This is a genomic window from Streptomyces sp. NPDC085900 (assembly GCF_044540925.1).
Lineage (GTDB): Bacteria > Actinomycetota > Actinomycetes > Streptomycetales > Streptomycetaceae > Streptomyces > Streptomyces gilvifuscus.
This window is the reverse complement of sequence record NZ_JBITSP010000005.1, coordinates 166,404-181,144: the sequence shown is the minus strand read 5'-3', so window position 1 is coordinate 181,144 and position 14,741 is coordinate 166,404. Positions and strand designations below refer to the sequence as shown.

General features: G+C 68.6%; 11 protein-coding genes and 1 pseudogene. 4 read left to right on the top strand and 8 right to left on the bottom strand.

Annotation, left to right across the window (positions count from 1 at the left end; all coding sequences use genetic code 11):
- Positions 1-94: 94 nt before the first annotated feature.
- Positions 95-802 carry a hypothetical protein gene (locus ACIGDI_RS19430; RefSeq protein ID WP_399898025.1) on the top strand — a complete coding sequence of 236 codons (708 nt, stop codon included), beginning with the start codon at positions 95-97 and terminating at the stop codon, positions 800-802.
- Between the two features lie 365 nt (positions 803-1,167).
- Here ACIGDI_RS19430 and ACIGDI_RS19425 read toward each other — a convergent pair whose 3' ends face one another.
- Positions 1,168-1,617 (bottom strand): spore-associated protein, encoded by a 450-nt coding sequence (locus ACIGDI_RS19425; protein WP_399898023.1) that lies wholly within the window; start codon positions 1,615-1,617, stop codon positions 1,168-1,170.
- A 462-nt stretch (positions 1,618-2,079) separates the two neighbouring features.
- Here ACIGDI_RS19425 and ACIGDI_RS19420 point away from each other — a divergent pair, with 462 nt between their 5' ends.
- Entirely contained in the window at positions 2,080-2,664 is a 585-nt protein-coding gene (locus ACIGDI_RS19420; protein WP_200698475.1) for a TerD family protein, read from the top strand.
- A gap of 78 nt (positions 2,665-2,742) precedes the next feature.
- Here ACIGDI_RS19420 and ctaD read toward each other — a convergent pair whose 3' ends face one another.
- From ctaD to ACIGDI_RS19400, 4 genes are all read right to left on the bottom strand, one after another.
- A complete protein-coding gene (gene ctaD / locus ACIGDI_RS19415; protein WP_399898020.1) occupies positions 2,743-4,461 on the bottom strand; it encodes a cytochrome c oxidase subunit I in 1,719 nt (572 codons plus the stop codon).
- Positions 4,462-4,772: 311 nt separating this feature from the next.
- Positions 4,773-5,726, bottom strand: a complete 954-nt coding sequence (locus ACIGDI_RS19410; protein WP_399898018.1) for a Rieske 2Fe-2S domain-containing protein — start codon at positions 5,724-5,726, stop codon at positions 4,773-4,775.
- Between the two features lie 271 nt (positions 5,727-5,997).
- Positions 5,998-7,401 (bottom strand): glycoside hydrolase family 76 protein, encoded by a 1,404-nt coding sequence (locus tag ACIGDI_RS19405; RefSeq protein WP_399898016.1) that lies wholly within the window; start codon positions 7,399-7,401, stop codon positions 5,998-6,000.
- Between the two features lie 255 nt (positions 7,402-7,656).
- Positions 7,657-8,493 carry an alpha/beta fold hydrolase gene (locus ACIGDI_RS19400; protein WP_399898014.1) on the bottom strand — a complete coding sequence of 279 codons (837 nt, stop codon included), beginning with the start codon at positions 8,491-8,493 and terminating at the stop codon, positions 7,657-7,659.
- A gap of 533 nt (positions 8,494-9,026) precedes the next feature.
- Between ACIGDI_RS19400 and ACIGDI_RS19395 the strand changes: the two genes are divergently transcribed.
- Complete coding sequence (locus ACIGDI_RS19395; protein ID WP_399898012.1) at positions 9,027-9,536, top strand: flavodoxin domain-containing protein; 510 nt, start codon at positions 9,027-9,029, stop codon at positions 9,534-9,536.
- Between the two features lie 96 nt (positions 9,537-9,632).
- Here the strand turns inward: ACIGDI_RS19395 and ACIGDI_RS19390 are convergent.
- Together ACIGDI_RS19390 and ACIGDI_RS19385 are read right to left on the bottom strand one after the other, a co-directional pair.
- Positions 9,633-9,854: pseudogene (locus tag ACIGDI_RS19390) on the bottom strand (4-hydroxy-2-oxovalerate aldolase); the annotation flags it as partial.
- Positions 9,855-10,096: 242 nt separating this feature from the next.
- Entirely contained in the window at positions 10,097-10,945 is an 849-nt protein-coding gene (locus ACIGDI_RS19385; protein ID WP_399898010.1) for an alpha/beta hydrolase, read from the bottom strand.
- A 351-nt stretch (positions 10,946-11,296) separates the two neighbouring features.
- On the opposite strand from ACIGDI_RS19385, the gene ACIGDI_RS19380 reads away from it, so the two are divergent.
- Entirely contained in the window at positions 11,297-13,564 is a 2,268-nt protein-coding gene (locus ACIGDI_RS19380) for a M4 family metallopeptidase (protein ID WP_399898008.1), read from the top strand.
- A 135-nt stretch (positions 13,565-13,699) separates the two neighbouring features.
- Here the strand turns inward: ACIGDI_RS19380 and ACIGDI_RS19375 are convergent, their stop codons facing one another.
- On the bottom strand, positions 13,700-14,599 hold the full coding sequence (locus tag ACIGDI_RS19375; protein ID WP_399898006.1) for a LysR family transcriptional regulator: 900 nt from the start codon (positions 14,597-14,599) through the stop codon (positions 13,700-13,702).
- Positions 14,600-14,741: the final 142 nt, after the last annotated feature.

Below are 14,741 nucleotides of genomic sequence, written 5' to 3'. Positions count from 1 at the left end.
GGGTTCCTCGTGTGCCGGCCCCAGGCGCTGCACCGTTCTCGGTGAACGACGACGCCGAGCCGGACCCTGTCCGGTTGCGGAGCAAGGTTCGCCCATGACCGTGCACACGCCGGGCCACCCGGTGACCAGCCGTCCCAGTCCGCTGGGCCGACATCGGATTTCTTCCGAGGAGTCGGTGCCGCACCCGCGTCGGCGGGGAGCGCCGCCGGAGGAGGGCGAATTCGTCCGGCCGCTCACCAGGCGCCAGGTCGACGACCGGATGTGGGAACTCGACGAGTTGTACGAACGCACCTCGTCGTGCGCTCCGCGGGAGCGGGTCAACGTGGACCCGTCGGGCCAGGACCGGTGGACCGCCTTCCGGCAACGGCTTGCCGACCATGTACGGCGGCCAGGGTTCGAACTGCTCGTCGCGGAGGCCGTGGGCTCCTCTGGTGAGAGGGACCTCACGGCATGTGCCTACGGCTTCCCCGTGCACCGCGGCGGGTCCTGGTGGCGGGACCTCGACGGATACCTCCCGCAAGACCTGCTCGACGTCGCCAACGTCGACGGGCTCTTCGCGATCGCCGACATCCTCGTCGAGCGCCGGGTGCGCACCCAGGACCAGGCCCGCGACTGGAACCTCGCCCGGCGCCTGCAGAAACGGCTGCTCGCCGGCCACACCGGCGCCGTCGGCGTCACCCTGGTGGACCGCGGCGACATGGAGTCGTACCGAGCACTGCTGGCCTGGGGCTGGCGCCCCTCACCGGCCGAGAGCTGGGCGACGTCCCGTTTCGTGTCCCGCCGCCTCCTGGTGCTCCGCTGACGGGCACTCCAAGCGCCCGGCCACAGGACCCACAGCGCCCCGTCCGGCTTGATCGGCCTTCAGGCGATCTGGCTCGCAGAGGCTTCGTCGTCGCTCATCGCCGTGTTCGCCGGTTCGTGCTCGCGCTGTCGTCAGACCTGCCCCGCACTCCGCACCGCCGCGTGCATCAGACCTGTCGGCAGACGACAAGGCCTCTTGACCCTCGCAGGTGTTGGCAACCGCGAGCTGTCAAGAGGCCCTGTGCCCTGCCCTTGTGCGCCGTCGCCGACCAAGTCAACCGATCCAGGACTGCGTTCGAAGCAGGCCGTGCCACCGAACGCGGAGAGAACGGTCAGTTGACCGTTGTGAGGCCGGAGTTGGGCGGGTCAGTGGGTGGAGGTGACCCGGTGCTCCTTGAGGGAGGCGCAGTTGGAGCCCGTCACCTGTACGGTCACGTTGGAGATGCTGCCGCCCCAGTCGATGCAGTGGCCCTTGCCGTACACGTACGCCGGTCCCGCGTACGACGTGTACTGCCCGAAGTCGTTGGCGCCCTGGTCGGTGTCGGGCACGTAGATCCAGGTGGACATGTCCACGGCGGTGCCCGGGTTGTTGCGGATGGTCGCGACGCAGTTCTTGCCGTTGGAGGCGTTGTACGTCAGGTAGACGGTGCCCAGCGAGCCGACGGCAGCGGAGTTCACGGTCTTGTAGGCGCTTCCGCAGACTTTCTGCGGCGTGGTGTTGGGCGCGGCCGAGGCCGGCGCCGCCAGGGCCGTGGCGGCCCCCAGGGCCAGGGCGGCCATGGCCGTGGAGATCAGGGCAGGCCGATGGAATCTCATGTTTCCCCCTTGTGACTGTCAACTGGCCTTGTCAGCTTCCGTCGCAGAGCCGACGCACCACAAAGCTTTCGATGATGGTCGAATTGTCGGCAGAGAACCGGGATGCACCAAGCACCGCTTCTGCTGATCTGCTCTGCACAGGGACCAATCCGGGCGTGGACGCGCTCCGAATCACAGGCAAGGGAATCAGTGAGTGGTGCCCTGAACGTCGCCCGGCTGTGGTTGGGACGCTCCAGCCGGGCGACGAGCGCCGCATCCGAGTGTGTGAGCGCCCTAGGCGCCATAAGCGGCTGCCTGAGCCGCGGCCTCGGTCATCACCCCTGCCTCGGGCACGAGTGACCGTTCGTCGCCGGGCTTCGAGGGTGTCCGGGTCGTCGGTGGGAGCGGACCCGTCATGTGGAACCAAAAGGGCGCCAGGCACACTCTGCGTGTTGTAGTTCCATCAACAAAGGATGCGCACACATGATCACGCTCACCAAGGAAGACGGTCCGGCCGACCTCGACGGAGTGACTCACCTGTCCATCGGCGTTTCCTGGGATCCGACGGCCGGCAGCAGCGGCGGAGTGCTGGGCAAGCTGCGCCGCAAGAGCGGCACCGATCTGGACCTGATCGCCATCGCCATGCAGGGCGGAGACCCGGTGCGCCTAGCGGGGCTGGACTCGCTCGACCCGATGGGCAACGGCTCGCTGGTCCACAGCGGCGACAACCAGACCGGGCACGGCGACGGTGACGACGAGAAGGTGACCGTCGAGTTCGCGCGGATCCCGCCCAACATCACGTCGATCGTGTTCGTGGCCGCCGCCTACAAGAAGGGCAGCTCTTTCCAGAAGGCGCGCAACGTCAGCTTCAAGGTCTACGACGCCACCGGAGGCAGTTCCCAGCAGGTCGCCGACATCTGGCCGAGCCTGCTCACCCAGGACAACGGCTGCGCGGTGGCCAAGGCGGTGCGCGTCGGTGGCAGTTGGAAGCTCGAAGTGATCAACACAACGGGCAAGATCAAGCAGGGTGATGAGCACGCCCTGATGCGTTTCGCTGTCAGTAAGTAGGCAGGTCTCGCCGGCGGTGCACCGGGTGTACCGCTTGGCGTCGACCTCCACGGCCGGACCGCGCCCCGTACCCCTCGTTCACGTCCGGTCGCTCTCGTGCCCCGCGGCATCGAGGGCGTCTCGTCTGCCGGCGTGCTCGCGCTGGTCGAGTGCCGCGACCTCGGGATGGTGGAGGTCGAAGGCGGGGGATTCGGAACGGATGCGGGGCAGGGCGGTGAAGTTGTGGCGCGGAGGTGGGCAGGAGGTCGCCCACTCCAGTGAGCGGCCGTAGCCCCAGGGGTCGTCGACCTCGATCCGCTTGCCGTACTTGGTGGTCTTCCAGACGTTGTAGAGGAAGGGCAGGGTGGACAGGCCCAGCAGGAAAGCCCCGATGGAGGAGATGGTGTTGAGGGTGGTGAAGCCGTCGGCGGCAAGGTAGTCGGCGTAGCGGCGGGGCATGCCCTCCGCCCCCAGCCAGTGCTGGACGAGGAAGGTGGTGTGGAAGCCGACGAACAGCGTCCAGAAGTGGATCTTCTCCAGACGGTGGTCGAGCATCTTCCCGGTCATCTTCGGCCACCAGAAGCTGAATCCGCCGAACATCGCGAAGACGATGGTCCCGAACAGCACGTAGTGGAAGTGCGCCACCACGAAGTAGGTGTCGGTGACGTGCCAGTCCAGCGGCGGAGAGCCGAGGATGACGCCGGTCAGGCCGCCGAAGAGGAACGTGACCAGGAAGCCCGCCGCCCACAGCATGGGTGGTTCGAAGGACAGCGAGCCTTTGAACATGGTGCCGATCCAGTTGAAGAACTTCACGCCCGTGGGCACCGCGATCAGGTAGGTCATGAAGGAGAAGAACGGCAGCAGTACAGCCCCGGTGGCGAACATGTGGTGCGCCCACACGGTGACCGACAGGCCTGAGATGGCGATCGTCGCGCCGACCAGGCCCACATAACCGAAGATCGGCTTGCGGGCGAAGACCGGGATGATCTCGGTGATCACGCCGAAGAACGGCAGGGCGAGGATGTAGACCTCGGGGTGGCCGAAGAACCAGAACAGGTGCTGCCACAGCAGCGCCCCGCCGTACTGGGCGTCGAAGACATGTGAGCCGAACTTTCGGTCCGCCTCCAGCGCCAACAGGGCCGCTGCCAGGACGGGGAAGGCGAACAGCACCAGGACGGAGGTCAGCAGCACGTTCCACACGAAGATCGGCATGCGGAACATGGTCATGCCCGGCGCACGCAGGCAGATGATGGTGGTGATGAAGTTGACCGCGCCGAGGATGGTGCCGAAGCCGGCCAGCGCCAGGCCCATGATCCACAGGTCGGCGCCGATGTAGCCGCTGCGAATGGGGCCGCTCAGTGGTGTATAGGCGGTCCAGCCGTAGTCGGCGGCGCCCTGCGGGGTGAGGAAGCTGCTCAGGACGATCAGTCCGCCGAGCAGGAACAGCCAGTAGGACAACATGTTCAGCCGGGGGAAGGCCACGTCCGGCGAACCGATCTGCAGAGGCATGATCGCGTTGGCGAAGCCGGCGAAGGTCGGGGTGGCGAACAGCAGCAGCATGATCGTGCCGTGCATGGTGAACGCCTGGTTGTACTGCTCGGTGGACAGGAACTGCAGGCCCGGCCGGGCCAGTTCCGCCCTGATGGCCATCGCCAGCACGCCGCCGACCAGGAAGAAGCAGAACGATGTGATCAGGTACAGGTGCCCGATCTTCTTGTGGTCGGTCGTGGTCAGCCAGGAGACGATCACTTTCCCTCGGCTCAGGCGTCCCGCGGCCGCCGGAGTGGGAGAGACCGGTTCAGTGGTATGCGTCGCCATCGCAATCCCTCGTTCAACGCCAGGGTGGGTCTGGTCCGCAGGCGGTCACCGCGGCGCCTGGGTAACCCGTCATGGCGAACGTAGTCTCACTCCGCCGAAGTAATTCGCGCGCGGAGCTGCCCTTGCGCCACATGGCCGGTCCGACCATTCCTTCGGGGAGCTACGCCCTGGAGCCGAAGCGCTGGGAGGCGCGCGAGGGTGGGCGACTCAGCGGGGGCGGGGGACGCGTCGACGAGCGCGGACAGGACGCCGGGATCTCCGGCCGGTACGTGCGCCGGGCAACGTCACGCACGTACCGTGCCCTGCCGGTGTCAGTCGCGGCCGTGTCCTTCGAGGCCCTGAGGCACGGCCTGTGGCGTCGGCCGACTGTGGTTCGCGTGGACCGGCTCGTGCAGCCGCACCTCGACGTGTCCGTCGACGATCCTGGTGTCGAAGGCGGGCTGGGGTGCGGTGGCAGGGCCGCGTACGTTCCAGCCGTCCGAAAGCCGGAAGACACTGCCGTGCCACGGGCATCGCACGCATCCGTCGGCGATGGTGCCTTCGGACAGCGGTCCCGCCAGGTGGCTGCATCGGTCGGCCAGCGCGTGGAGGGTCCCACCGCTCTCACGGACCACCAGCACCGGGACGTTGTCCACGGTGCGCCGCACCGCCTGGCCGGCCGGGAACTCGGCCACGGCACCGATCCGGTGCCAGCCCGGCGAGACGACGTGCGGAACCTCTTCGGCGTGGTTGGCGCCCGACGCCTGCCGGTAGGCGAGGTGACCGCCCAGCATCCCACCGGTGGCAGCCGCCGTCAGTCCCAGGAATGCGAACCCGCGGCCGGCTCGGGCGCGGTCCGTGGCGCGGCAGGCGAGCGAAGCGGCGTACAGTCCGACGGCCGCCGTGTTCGCCAGCGCATGCACCAGGCCGACCCGCTGCTGAGGGCGGTGCAGCTCGGCCCAGTCGACGGCTCCCGCCAACGAGGCCGGGGTGGCGGCGGCCAGCCCGACGCCGATCAGCAGTCCCGCCTCCCGCGAACGACCGGGGCGCAGATCCAGCACCGCTGCGGACAGCCAGCTCCCGAGGGGGACCTGCACCATCAGCGGATGCACCGGATGGCCCAACCACTTGCCGTGCAGCAGATCCCGGCCGGCACCCAGCGGCAGGGCTCGCACGCCCCGGCTGACCAGGTCGATCAGCGAATCGGCACGAGACTGCCGCTCCAGGCCGTCCAGCAGCCGCAGAAGCCTGTTCTGCCCCGTCCGACGATGTCTTGAGTCCTTCATGGGTCGCAGGGTCCCCCTTCCGCGCAGACCACAAACGGCCTGCCCGGCCAAGCGGGTGTGTCGCGCGACCGCGACGGCCTCCGGGGACCGGACGCGGCCGTCCGTCTTCGGCGAGCCACAGTTGATCTTCACCGTGAGCCGTCCGTCGACGTCGGCCGGCGCCTTGGGTCGTGTCCGCGCCGTCATCCAGCCGGACGCCGGACGGAGCATCGCTGCGAGAAAACGGCGTGGCCCGTCGCCTTCGCCGGCGTCGGGCCGTTCATCTCCCCGTTCACTGTCCTGCCGCGTTGAGCAGATCCAGCACGCTTTGCTGGCAGCCGTAGTCGCTGGTGCCGGTTCCGCCGCTCCAGTGCGGGCCGTACTGGTCGAGGGAGTTGCGGTCGTGGGCGTAGGCCGCGTCTGCCCATCGGTCCAAGGTGGCGGCGTAGGGATGGTCGGACAGCTGGGCGTCGAGTCTGCCGAGGCCGCGGACGTAGGCGCCTTTGAAGGAGGGACCGTCACCGGTGCAGCTGTCGGACTCGCCCGGTTCGCGCAGCACTCCGTCGGTCTGGAGGCGGACTGTGGAGGCGTCGGCCAACTGCCGGGCCGCGGTGAGCAGAGAGCTGTCGCTCGTGGCCCGGTACAGCTCGGTGAGGCCGCCGAGGACGACGCCCTGGTTGTAGGTCCAGGTGGTCTGGCCGTTGTTGGCGCACGCGTCGGTGAGACCGTCGTTGATCATGTGATCGGCGTTGATCATGCCGCTCTGCCGGAACCAGGCCCACTCGTTCTTCGCCCGGGACAGATAGATGGTGTCGCCGCTGATCCGGTTGTGGAGCGCTGCGTTGAGCTGGAGGAACAGTTCGTTGGTGATGGCGTTCTTGTAGGTCTTCGTCTCGTTCCACAGAACCCCGCCGCCGCAGGTCGCGGTCCAGTAGGCGTTCATGTGATCGGCGTCGGCGCGTGCGGTGTTCAGATAGCGGCTGTCCCCGGTCGCGTCGTAGGCGGCGACCCAGGCCAGGCCCCACCAACCGGTGTCGTCCAGATAGTCGTTGGTGAAGTTGCCGCCCTGTGCGCCGATGTTCTTGTCGTAGGTGGAGGCGATGGCGTACCGGTAGCTGGGCATGCCGCTGACGCGGGCGTTGTCGAGGACCGCGGTCAGGGCGTTGGCGGCCGTCCACCAGCCGTTGCCGCCGAACAGGCCTGTGCCGCGGTCGTACGACATCATCAGCGCGGTGGCCGCGGCGGTGCCCCGGCTCCAGGCGTTCCAGTCGACCCGGGCCCAGGCGGTGCAAGTGATCTCCGGACGGTCCCCGGCCTTGCCGCAGGCGCGCAGCGCTCCGACGCCGCTGGTGTTCCAGTCGTCGACGTTGTACATCAGGGTGCGCCAGCCACGGGAACCCGTAGGCGTCGTGGTGTCGCCCAGTTTGCTGCCGCCGGACCAGGTGCGGCCGCCGTCGAAGCTCCGGTCCAGCCAGACCTCGTCCCCCGGGTTGCCGTCGTCGATGGAGGCCCAGCCCATGACATCGTTGTCGGAGAGATGCAGTCGCACGGTACGGCCGTACAGGGTGCTGCTGACGGGGGTGCGGTCGGAAGTGGCCGCCGCCGGGTCGCGGGTGTCGCAGTACTTGTTGCAGATGGCGGCCGTCGCGGCCGCGTCTGCGGGCGAGGGTGTGGTGAGGGTCAGGAGAGCGCCCATGACGGCGGTTGCCGATGCTGTCGCTGCCGTGCGGCGGGGTCTGAGTGGGTGGGGCACTGTCCACCTCCGGTGGGGGTGCGGAAGTCTGGTATGGACCTGTGCTTGAGGGCTCTCAGCCTCCCGCTTGGTACAGGACATGTCAATGAGTGGGGGGCACTGACAACACGCGTGGAACTGCTCGTCGGTCAGCCGGATCACCGCGCCCGGGTCGGCGGGCTTCACCTCCGCCGCAAGGGAGGTGAAGCCCGCTCGGGGCTACTTGCCGAGGAAGGCGAGCAGCGCGCTGTTGACCTCTTCGGCGTGCGTCCACAGCAGGCCGTGGGGGGCGCCCTCGACCTCGACGTAGTCGGCGTGGGGGAGGGCCTTGTGGAAGGGTCGGGCGGTGGAGTCGATGGGGAGGATGTTGTCGGCGGTCCCGTGGAGGATGAGCGCCGGCACATTGATCTTGGGGATGTCCTGCCGGAAGTCGGTGTACCAGGTCAGCGGGGCGGCTGCCGCGGCGTACGATCCGCCGCCCGCGGCGACGTTCCAGCTGTTGCGCACGGCCTCCTCGCTGATGCGGACGCCGAGGTTGTCGTCGAGATTGTAGAAGTCCTTGTAGAAGGCGGTGTAGTAGGCGTACCGGTCCGCCTTGACGGTGTCGGAGATGCCCTGGAAGAACTCCTCGGGGGCGGCGCCCAGGGGGTTGTCTTCGGTCTTGAGCAGGTAGGGCTCCAGGGAGGCGAGGAAGGCGACCTTGGCGATGCGGGCGGTGCCGTACGTGCCGACGTAGCGGCCGACCTCGCCGGTGCCCATGGAGAAGCCCACGAGGACGGCGTCGTTGAGGTCCAGGGTCTCCAGGACGCGGTGGAGATCGGCGGCGAAGGTGTCGTAGTCGTAGCCCGTGGTGACCTGGCTGGACTGGCCGAAGCCGCGGCGGTCGTAGGTGATGACGCGGTAGCCGGCGCCGAGCAGGGCCGCGCTCTGCTTCTCCCAGGAGTGACCGTCGAGCGGGAAGCCGTGGATCAGTACGACCGGCTGTCCGCTGCCATGGTCCTCGTAGTACAGCTCGATGTCGGTGCTGTTCTCCTGGCCGACGGTGATGAACGGCATGGTGTTCCCCTCTCAGGGTGACGCGTGGTCTCCGGGCACGGTCGGCAACGGGCCGACCCGTCTCGGAGCGGTCGGCGCGGCGCCGAGCGATGCCCTCAGCTTGCCTCCGATCGGTGAACGGGGGATCTGTATCGACTTACGCGATGGCGGTTCACGACCGGTCGGCCCAAGCCGTGCCTCATCCGGCGGGAGTCATGAACGGGCCTCGGCGAGGGTGTCCGCCTTGAGGGCGGTCGGCATGGCCTTGAGCGTCCCTGCGCACGACGGCCGAGGACGGTTAGGCCACGCAGGTGGCGAGCATGGCCCCGGAGGGACGGGCGCGGGCCGTACGGCGTCGATCGACGGCAGTCGCCGTCAGTCTCGGGGCCCAGCGCCAGAGCGTCGCCGCGGTCGGAGCAGTTGGGGCCGGATGGTTGTCGAGGACAGGGCCAACGGTCCCTGTACGGCTCGGGCGAGGTGGCGTTCGTTGGACTTGGCGGACGTTCGCCGCAGCACAGCCGGGAGGCGGTGTCGCCCGTCGTGGAGGGATGGCCATGACTGTGTTGGTGGGATACGCGACGGCTCACGGATCCACTCGCGAGATCGCGCACCGCATCGCTTCAAGGATGCGGACAGAGGGTGTGGAGGTCGATGTGCGCGCCCTGGAGGCGGTCGCCGACATGAACGGTTATGACGCGTTCGTCGTCGGCAGTGCCGTGCACGACCAGAAGTGGCTGCCCGAGGCACGGAGCTTCGTCCGCCAAGGCATCGCCGCACCCGGCTCCCGGCCGGTGTGGCTGTTCAGTGTGGGCATGCCGGGTGCGCTGCGCGGCCCTTGGAAGCGGCTGATGTACAAGGAGGTGCCGGTCATCGAGGCGGATCTCGCGGTACCGTTCACGCCGCGCGGACATCGGCTGTTCTCCGGTGTCATCAGGCCCGAGCATCTCTCGCGTCGCGGCCGGTTGATGTTCCGGCTGATGGGCTGCCGGTACGGCGACCACCGCGACTGGGACGAGATCGACGGCTGGGCCGAGCAGATCGCGGGGGTGCTCACACCTCGCTGAGTCGGTGTGCGGCGGCAGACGCCTGCCGAGAATGTGTCCGGTCGTCATCTGCTCCGTTCACGGCGCCCTCCACTCGGGCCCGGCCGCCGACCGGAATCACGCCTGCGCGCGTGCGACCAGGTCCAGTGCCACGTCGGTGATCATGTCCTCCTGACCGCCGACCATCTTCCGTCGCCCCACCTCGACCAGGATGCTGCGCGTGTCCAGGCCGTGGCGGGCGGCCGCGGTCGCCGCGTGGCGCAGGAAGCTGGAGTACACGCCCGCGAAGCCGAGCGTGAGGGTCTCGCGGTCGACCCGCACCTCGCGGTCCTGCAGACCATCCTCGACAAACTCGACCAGTTCCGCCTCGGCGCACGCTCCCTCATCCGCCTGGAGACCACCCTCGCCGCTCTCAGCGGCACCGGAATACCCGATCCCGGATCGAAGGGGCAAGGGGGAAGGCGCAGCAGACGACGGAGCAGCGGTCCTGTGTACAGCAGGGGCGTGGTCCAGAACCACAGCGCGGTTCCGGCCCAGCAAGCGCAAAGGTGAGCTGGACAGATCGAACGAGCGGGTATCGCTCACTTCTCGTCGGTCCGCCACAGCCAGCGCAGAGCGTCCGGCAGCAGGACGCCGCCGTGGTTCGGGCTGTGTCCGCCGTCTCCCAGGACAAGCCGGAAGTCGTAGCCCGCTTCTGCGAGAGCGGCTGCCACGCGCAGGTTTTCGGCGAGCCAGTTCCGCTGTGGCTCATTCCAGCCCAGGTCGCGGTGGCCGCCTTGCATGAAGACGCGCAGCGGTTTGCGGGGAACGCGGGGGATGAGGTCCGGGTAGGGATTGCCGCCCGGCATCTGCGCGAAGCTGGACAGGTATCCGATGACCCGACGGAACTTGTCCGGCCGCAGCCACGCGGCGGTGAAGGCGCAGTTGCCGCCGCTGCTCCCGCCGCAGATGCCCCACCGTTCGGGCGAGGGGGCAATGGCGTAGCGCTGCGTGACCTGCGGGATGATCTCGGTGAGGAGGAAGGTGACGTACTGGTCGTCGAAGGCGTCGTATTCGTTGTTGCGGTTCTTCGGGTTCTCCACGCCGGGGAAGACGCCGGGGTCGACGAACACGCCGATGGTGACGGGGATGTCGCCGCGGTGAACGAGGTTGTCCAGGACGATCGCGCCGCGTACCTCACCTGCGGGGTCCAGGTACCACCTTCCGTCCTGGAAGACCATCAAGGATGCCGGTTCGGCCGGGTCGTACTGTGCGGGCACGTGGACCCAGAACCTCCGGACGGTTCCCGGGTAGACCTTGCTGTCCCTCCACTCGAACGCGATGGTCTTGCCGGCGGGCACGCCGGGCTGTGGAGCGGAATCGGGTCCGTGGACGTAGCGCACGTCCGACTGGTCGAGTGGAAGCGGTTGGTAGGGCATTTCGATGCTCACGAGGAGCAACCGTAGGGCGGTCAACCCCCTTTAGAGCAAGGGGCGTTGGGGACGCACAGTTGGCCAGGTGTCCGACTGCGGCCGAAAACCGGTGGGAGGCGGTCCGATTTGCCTGATCTTCCTGACCATTTCAAGCCGTTGATTTGACCCGCGCATGACATTGGGTGTCATCGGGTGTCACTCTTCTCCGGAAGTTCACTATTCCTTGTCAGATTCCACACGCGGCGCAGCCGCGGCACCACCCCCCACCTCCTTCCACCCGCATGCCGTGCAGCCTCCGGACCGGCGCACCCTGTCGGCCCGTGTCGTCCGCGGTCCCCACAACGGGCCGTCGTACCGAAGGAGTTCTCGTTGCCCCTGCGACACCGCCCCTTCCTGCGGCGCAGACGCGCCACCGCACTCGCTCTCGCGTCCATAGGATCCCTGCTCACCCTGGCCGTCACCGGTCACGCCCACGCCACCCCGGCGGCCCCGAGCCCCGCGAAGATCACCGCCAAGCCCCGCGCCGGTGCGCTCCCGGCCTCCCTGACACCCGCCCGCCGCGCCGCCCTGGTGAAGGGCGCGCAGTCCGCGGCCGCGGACACGGCGCGGCACATCGGCCTCGGCGCCAAGGAGAAACTCCTCGTCAAGGACGTCATCAAGGACGCCGACGGCACCACACACACGCGCTACGAGCGCACTTACGCCGGTCTGCCCGTGCTCGGCGGCGATCTCGTCATCCACGACAAGAGCGGCCGCCTCACCATCACCAAGGCGAACCGGGCAACACTCTCGGTACCCTCGCTCCGTTCGAAGATCACCGCGACGAGCGCCGCCGACCGCGCCGAGGCCGCCTCGAAGCGTGCCAAGGTCACCGGCTCCCGGATGGGGAAGAAGCCGCGCCTGGTCGTGTGGGCGGGCACCGGCAAGCCCGTCCTGGCCTGGGAGAGCGTCGTCAAGGGCGTCCAACGGGACGGCACCCCCAGCGAGTTGCAGGTCGTCACCGACGCCAGGACCGGCAAGCAGCTGCTGGCCGAGCAGAAGGTGGAGACCGGTACGGGCACCGGCCAGTACGTCGGCACGGTCCAGCTCGGCACCACCCCTTCGGGATCGACGTACCAGCTCGTCGACCCCGACCGCGCCGGGCACAAGACGTACGACCTCAACCAGGGCACGTCGGGCACCGGCACGTTGTTCACCGATGACAACGATGCCTGGGGCGACGGCCTGCCGTCGAACCGGCAGACCGCCGGCGTCGACGTGGCCTTCGGCGCCGCGGCCACCTGGGACTACTACAAGGACATGTACGGCCGCAACGGCATCCGCAACGACGGCGTCGCCGCCTACAGCCGTGCCCACTACGGCAACAACTACGTCAACGCCTTCTGGCAGGACTCCTGCTTCTGCATGACCTACGGCGACGGCTCGGGCAACTCCCACCCCCTGACCGCGCTGGACGTGGCGGCTCATGAGATGAGCCACGGCGTCACCGCCGCCACCGCGGGCCTGAACTACTCGGGCGAGTCCGGCGGCCTGAACGAGGCGACCTCCGACATCTTCGCCGCCGCCGTCGAGTTCTACGAGAACCTTCCGGCCGACCCCGGCGACTACCTCGTCGGCGAGAAGATCGACATCAACGGCGACGGCACCCCGCTGCGTTACATGGACAAGCCCTCCAAGGACGGTGCCTCCCGCGACAGTTGGAGCTCCACCCTCGGCGGGATCGACGTCCACTACTCCTCGGGCCCCGCGAACCACTTCTTCTACCTGCTCTCCGAGGGAAGCGGCGCGAAGACCGTCAACGGCGTGTCCTACGACAGCCCGACGTACGACGGCCAACCCGTCACCGGCATCGGCATCCAGAACGCCGCCGCCATCTGGTACCGCGCCCTGACGACCTACATGACCTCGACGACCGACTACGCCGGCGCCCGGACCGCCACCCTGTCCGCCGCAGCCGACCTCTTCGGCGCCTACAGCCCGACCTACCTGGCCGTCGCGGACGCCTGGGCCGCGATCAACGTGGGCAACCGCATCGCCCTCGGCGTCAACCTCGCCCCGGTCGGCGACCAGATCAGCGGCATCGGCCAGGCGGTGAGCCTCCAAGTGGACGCCTACACCACCAACACCGCGGCCTCCCTCACCTACGAGGCCACCGGGCTGCCCGACGGCCTGAGCATCAGCCCGAGCGGTCTGATCACCGGCACGCCGACCACGCTCGGTACGAGCGACGTCACGATCACGGTGACGGACAGCACCGGGGCGTCCGCCTCGAAGACCTTCAGCTGGCGCATCGCCTACGTCTACGCCAACGCCACCCGCGTGGACATCCCCGACAACGGACCGGCCGTGGAATCACCGGTCACCATCACCGGCCGCGACGGCAACGCCTCCGCGACCACCTCGGTCTACGTCAATATCGTCCACACCTACCGCGGTGACCTGACCGTCGACCTGGTCGGCCCGAACGGCACCGTCTACTCCCTGCTCAACCGCAGCGGCGGCTCCGCCGACAACGTCGACCAGACCTTCACGATCGACGCGTCCGCACAACCTCTCAACGGCACTTGGAAGTTGCGCGTGCAGGACAAGGCGTCCATCGACGTCGGCTACATCGCGCGCTGGCAGCTGACCCCCTGACCCACACCCGCAGTACGCCGCTGCCCGGGCCCCGGCCGGCCCGGGCAGCGGCGCGCCGGGCAGCCGCGCGCGGAAGGATCGCCCAAGCGGCAAGGCAGTGGTCCCGGGCCATCGGCACCGCTCAGGTCACTGCACCTACTGCGGCGCCGGCCCCTGTGCTTCTCGGTGAGCCTCGGCGAGGGAATCTCCCGCGGCCTCGGCGAAATCATGGATGAGAGGGGACCGGCGGCCGGCGACCCAGGCCAGGGCCACCTCGTTGGGGCCGATGCCGTCGACGCGCAGTGCGACCACATCCGTCCGGGTGTAGAAGTTGGCTGTCGACAGCGGGAGCACACAGATGCCGGCTCCGGCGGCCACCAGTTCGAGCTTCTCCTCGACCTGATGGATGACCGGAACCTCGGGGCGCCGATCGTCCCTCAGCTCCACGGCCACATCGCGCCACTCGGGAACGGCATCCGGGTCCTGCAGGAGGTGCTCGGAGGCAAGCTCGGCGACGGTCACCGACTCCCTGTCCGCCAGGGGATGGCCGACGGGCAGCATGACCACCCGTGGCTCCCGGAAGAGAGGCCGCACCTCCAGGCCGTGCCGGTTGACGGGCAGCCGTACGACGCCGACGTCTGCCCGGCCCTCCTGGAGCACCTCCACCTGGTCGTCCCATGTGGTGCGCAGCAGGCGGACGTGCACGTTCGGGTGCCGTGCGGTGAAGGCGACCGTGGCGGGGGTCAGCGTGATGCCGGGCATGAAGCCGATGGTCAGCGTCTGGGTGTCCTGTGCCGCCGCCGTCACTCGTGTGAGCAGTGCCTGGGCCGAGGCGAGCAGGGGGACGGCGTCCTCCAGCAGCTGCTCTCCCGCTGCCGTGAGCACAGTGCCCCTGCGGTCACGGGTGAACACTTCCGCCCCGAGCTCGTCCTCCAGGCTGCGGATCTGTCGGGACAGAACGGGCTGCGCGATGTGCAGCCGCTCTGCCGCCCGCCCGAAGTGCAGCTCTTGCGCCACTGCCACGAAATAACGGAGCTTCCGCAGGTCAAGATCCACCCGGAATCACCGCTCTCTCGCTACGCGGGCCGCCTTGTCGGCTTGCGCTTTGCCGCGGCCGTCCACGGGCACACGGCCGCGGCAACCGATCACGAATCTACCGTTCCGACCGTGGCGAGCCGTCGCAGGCGGTCCGCCGCTT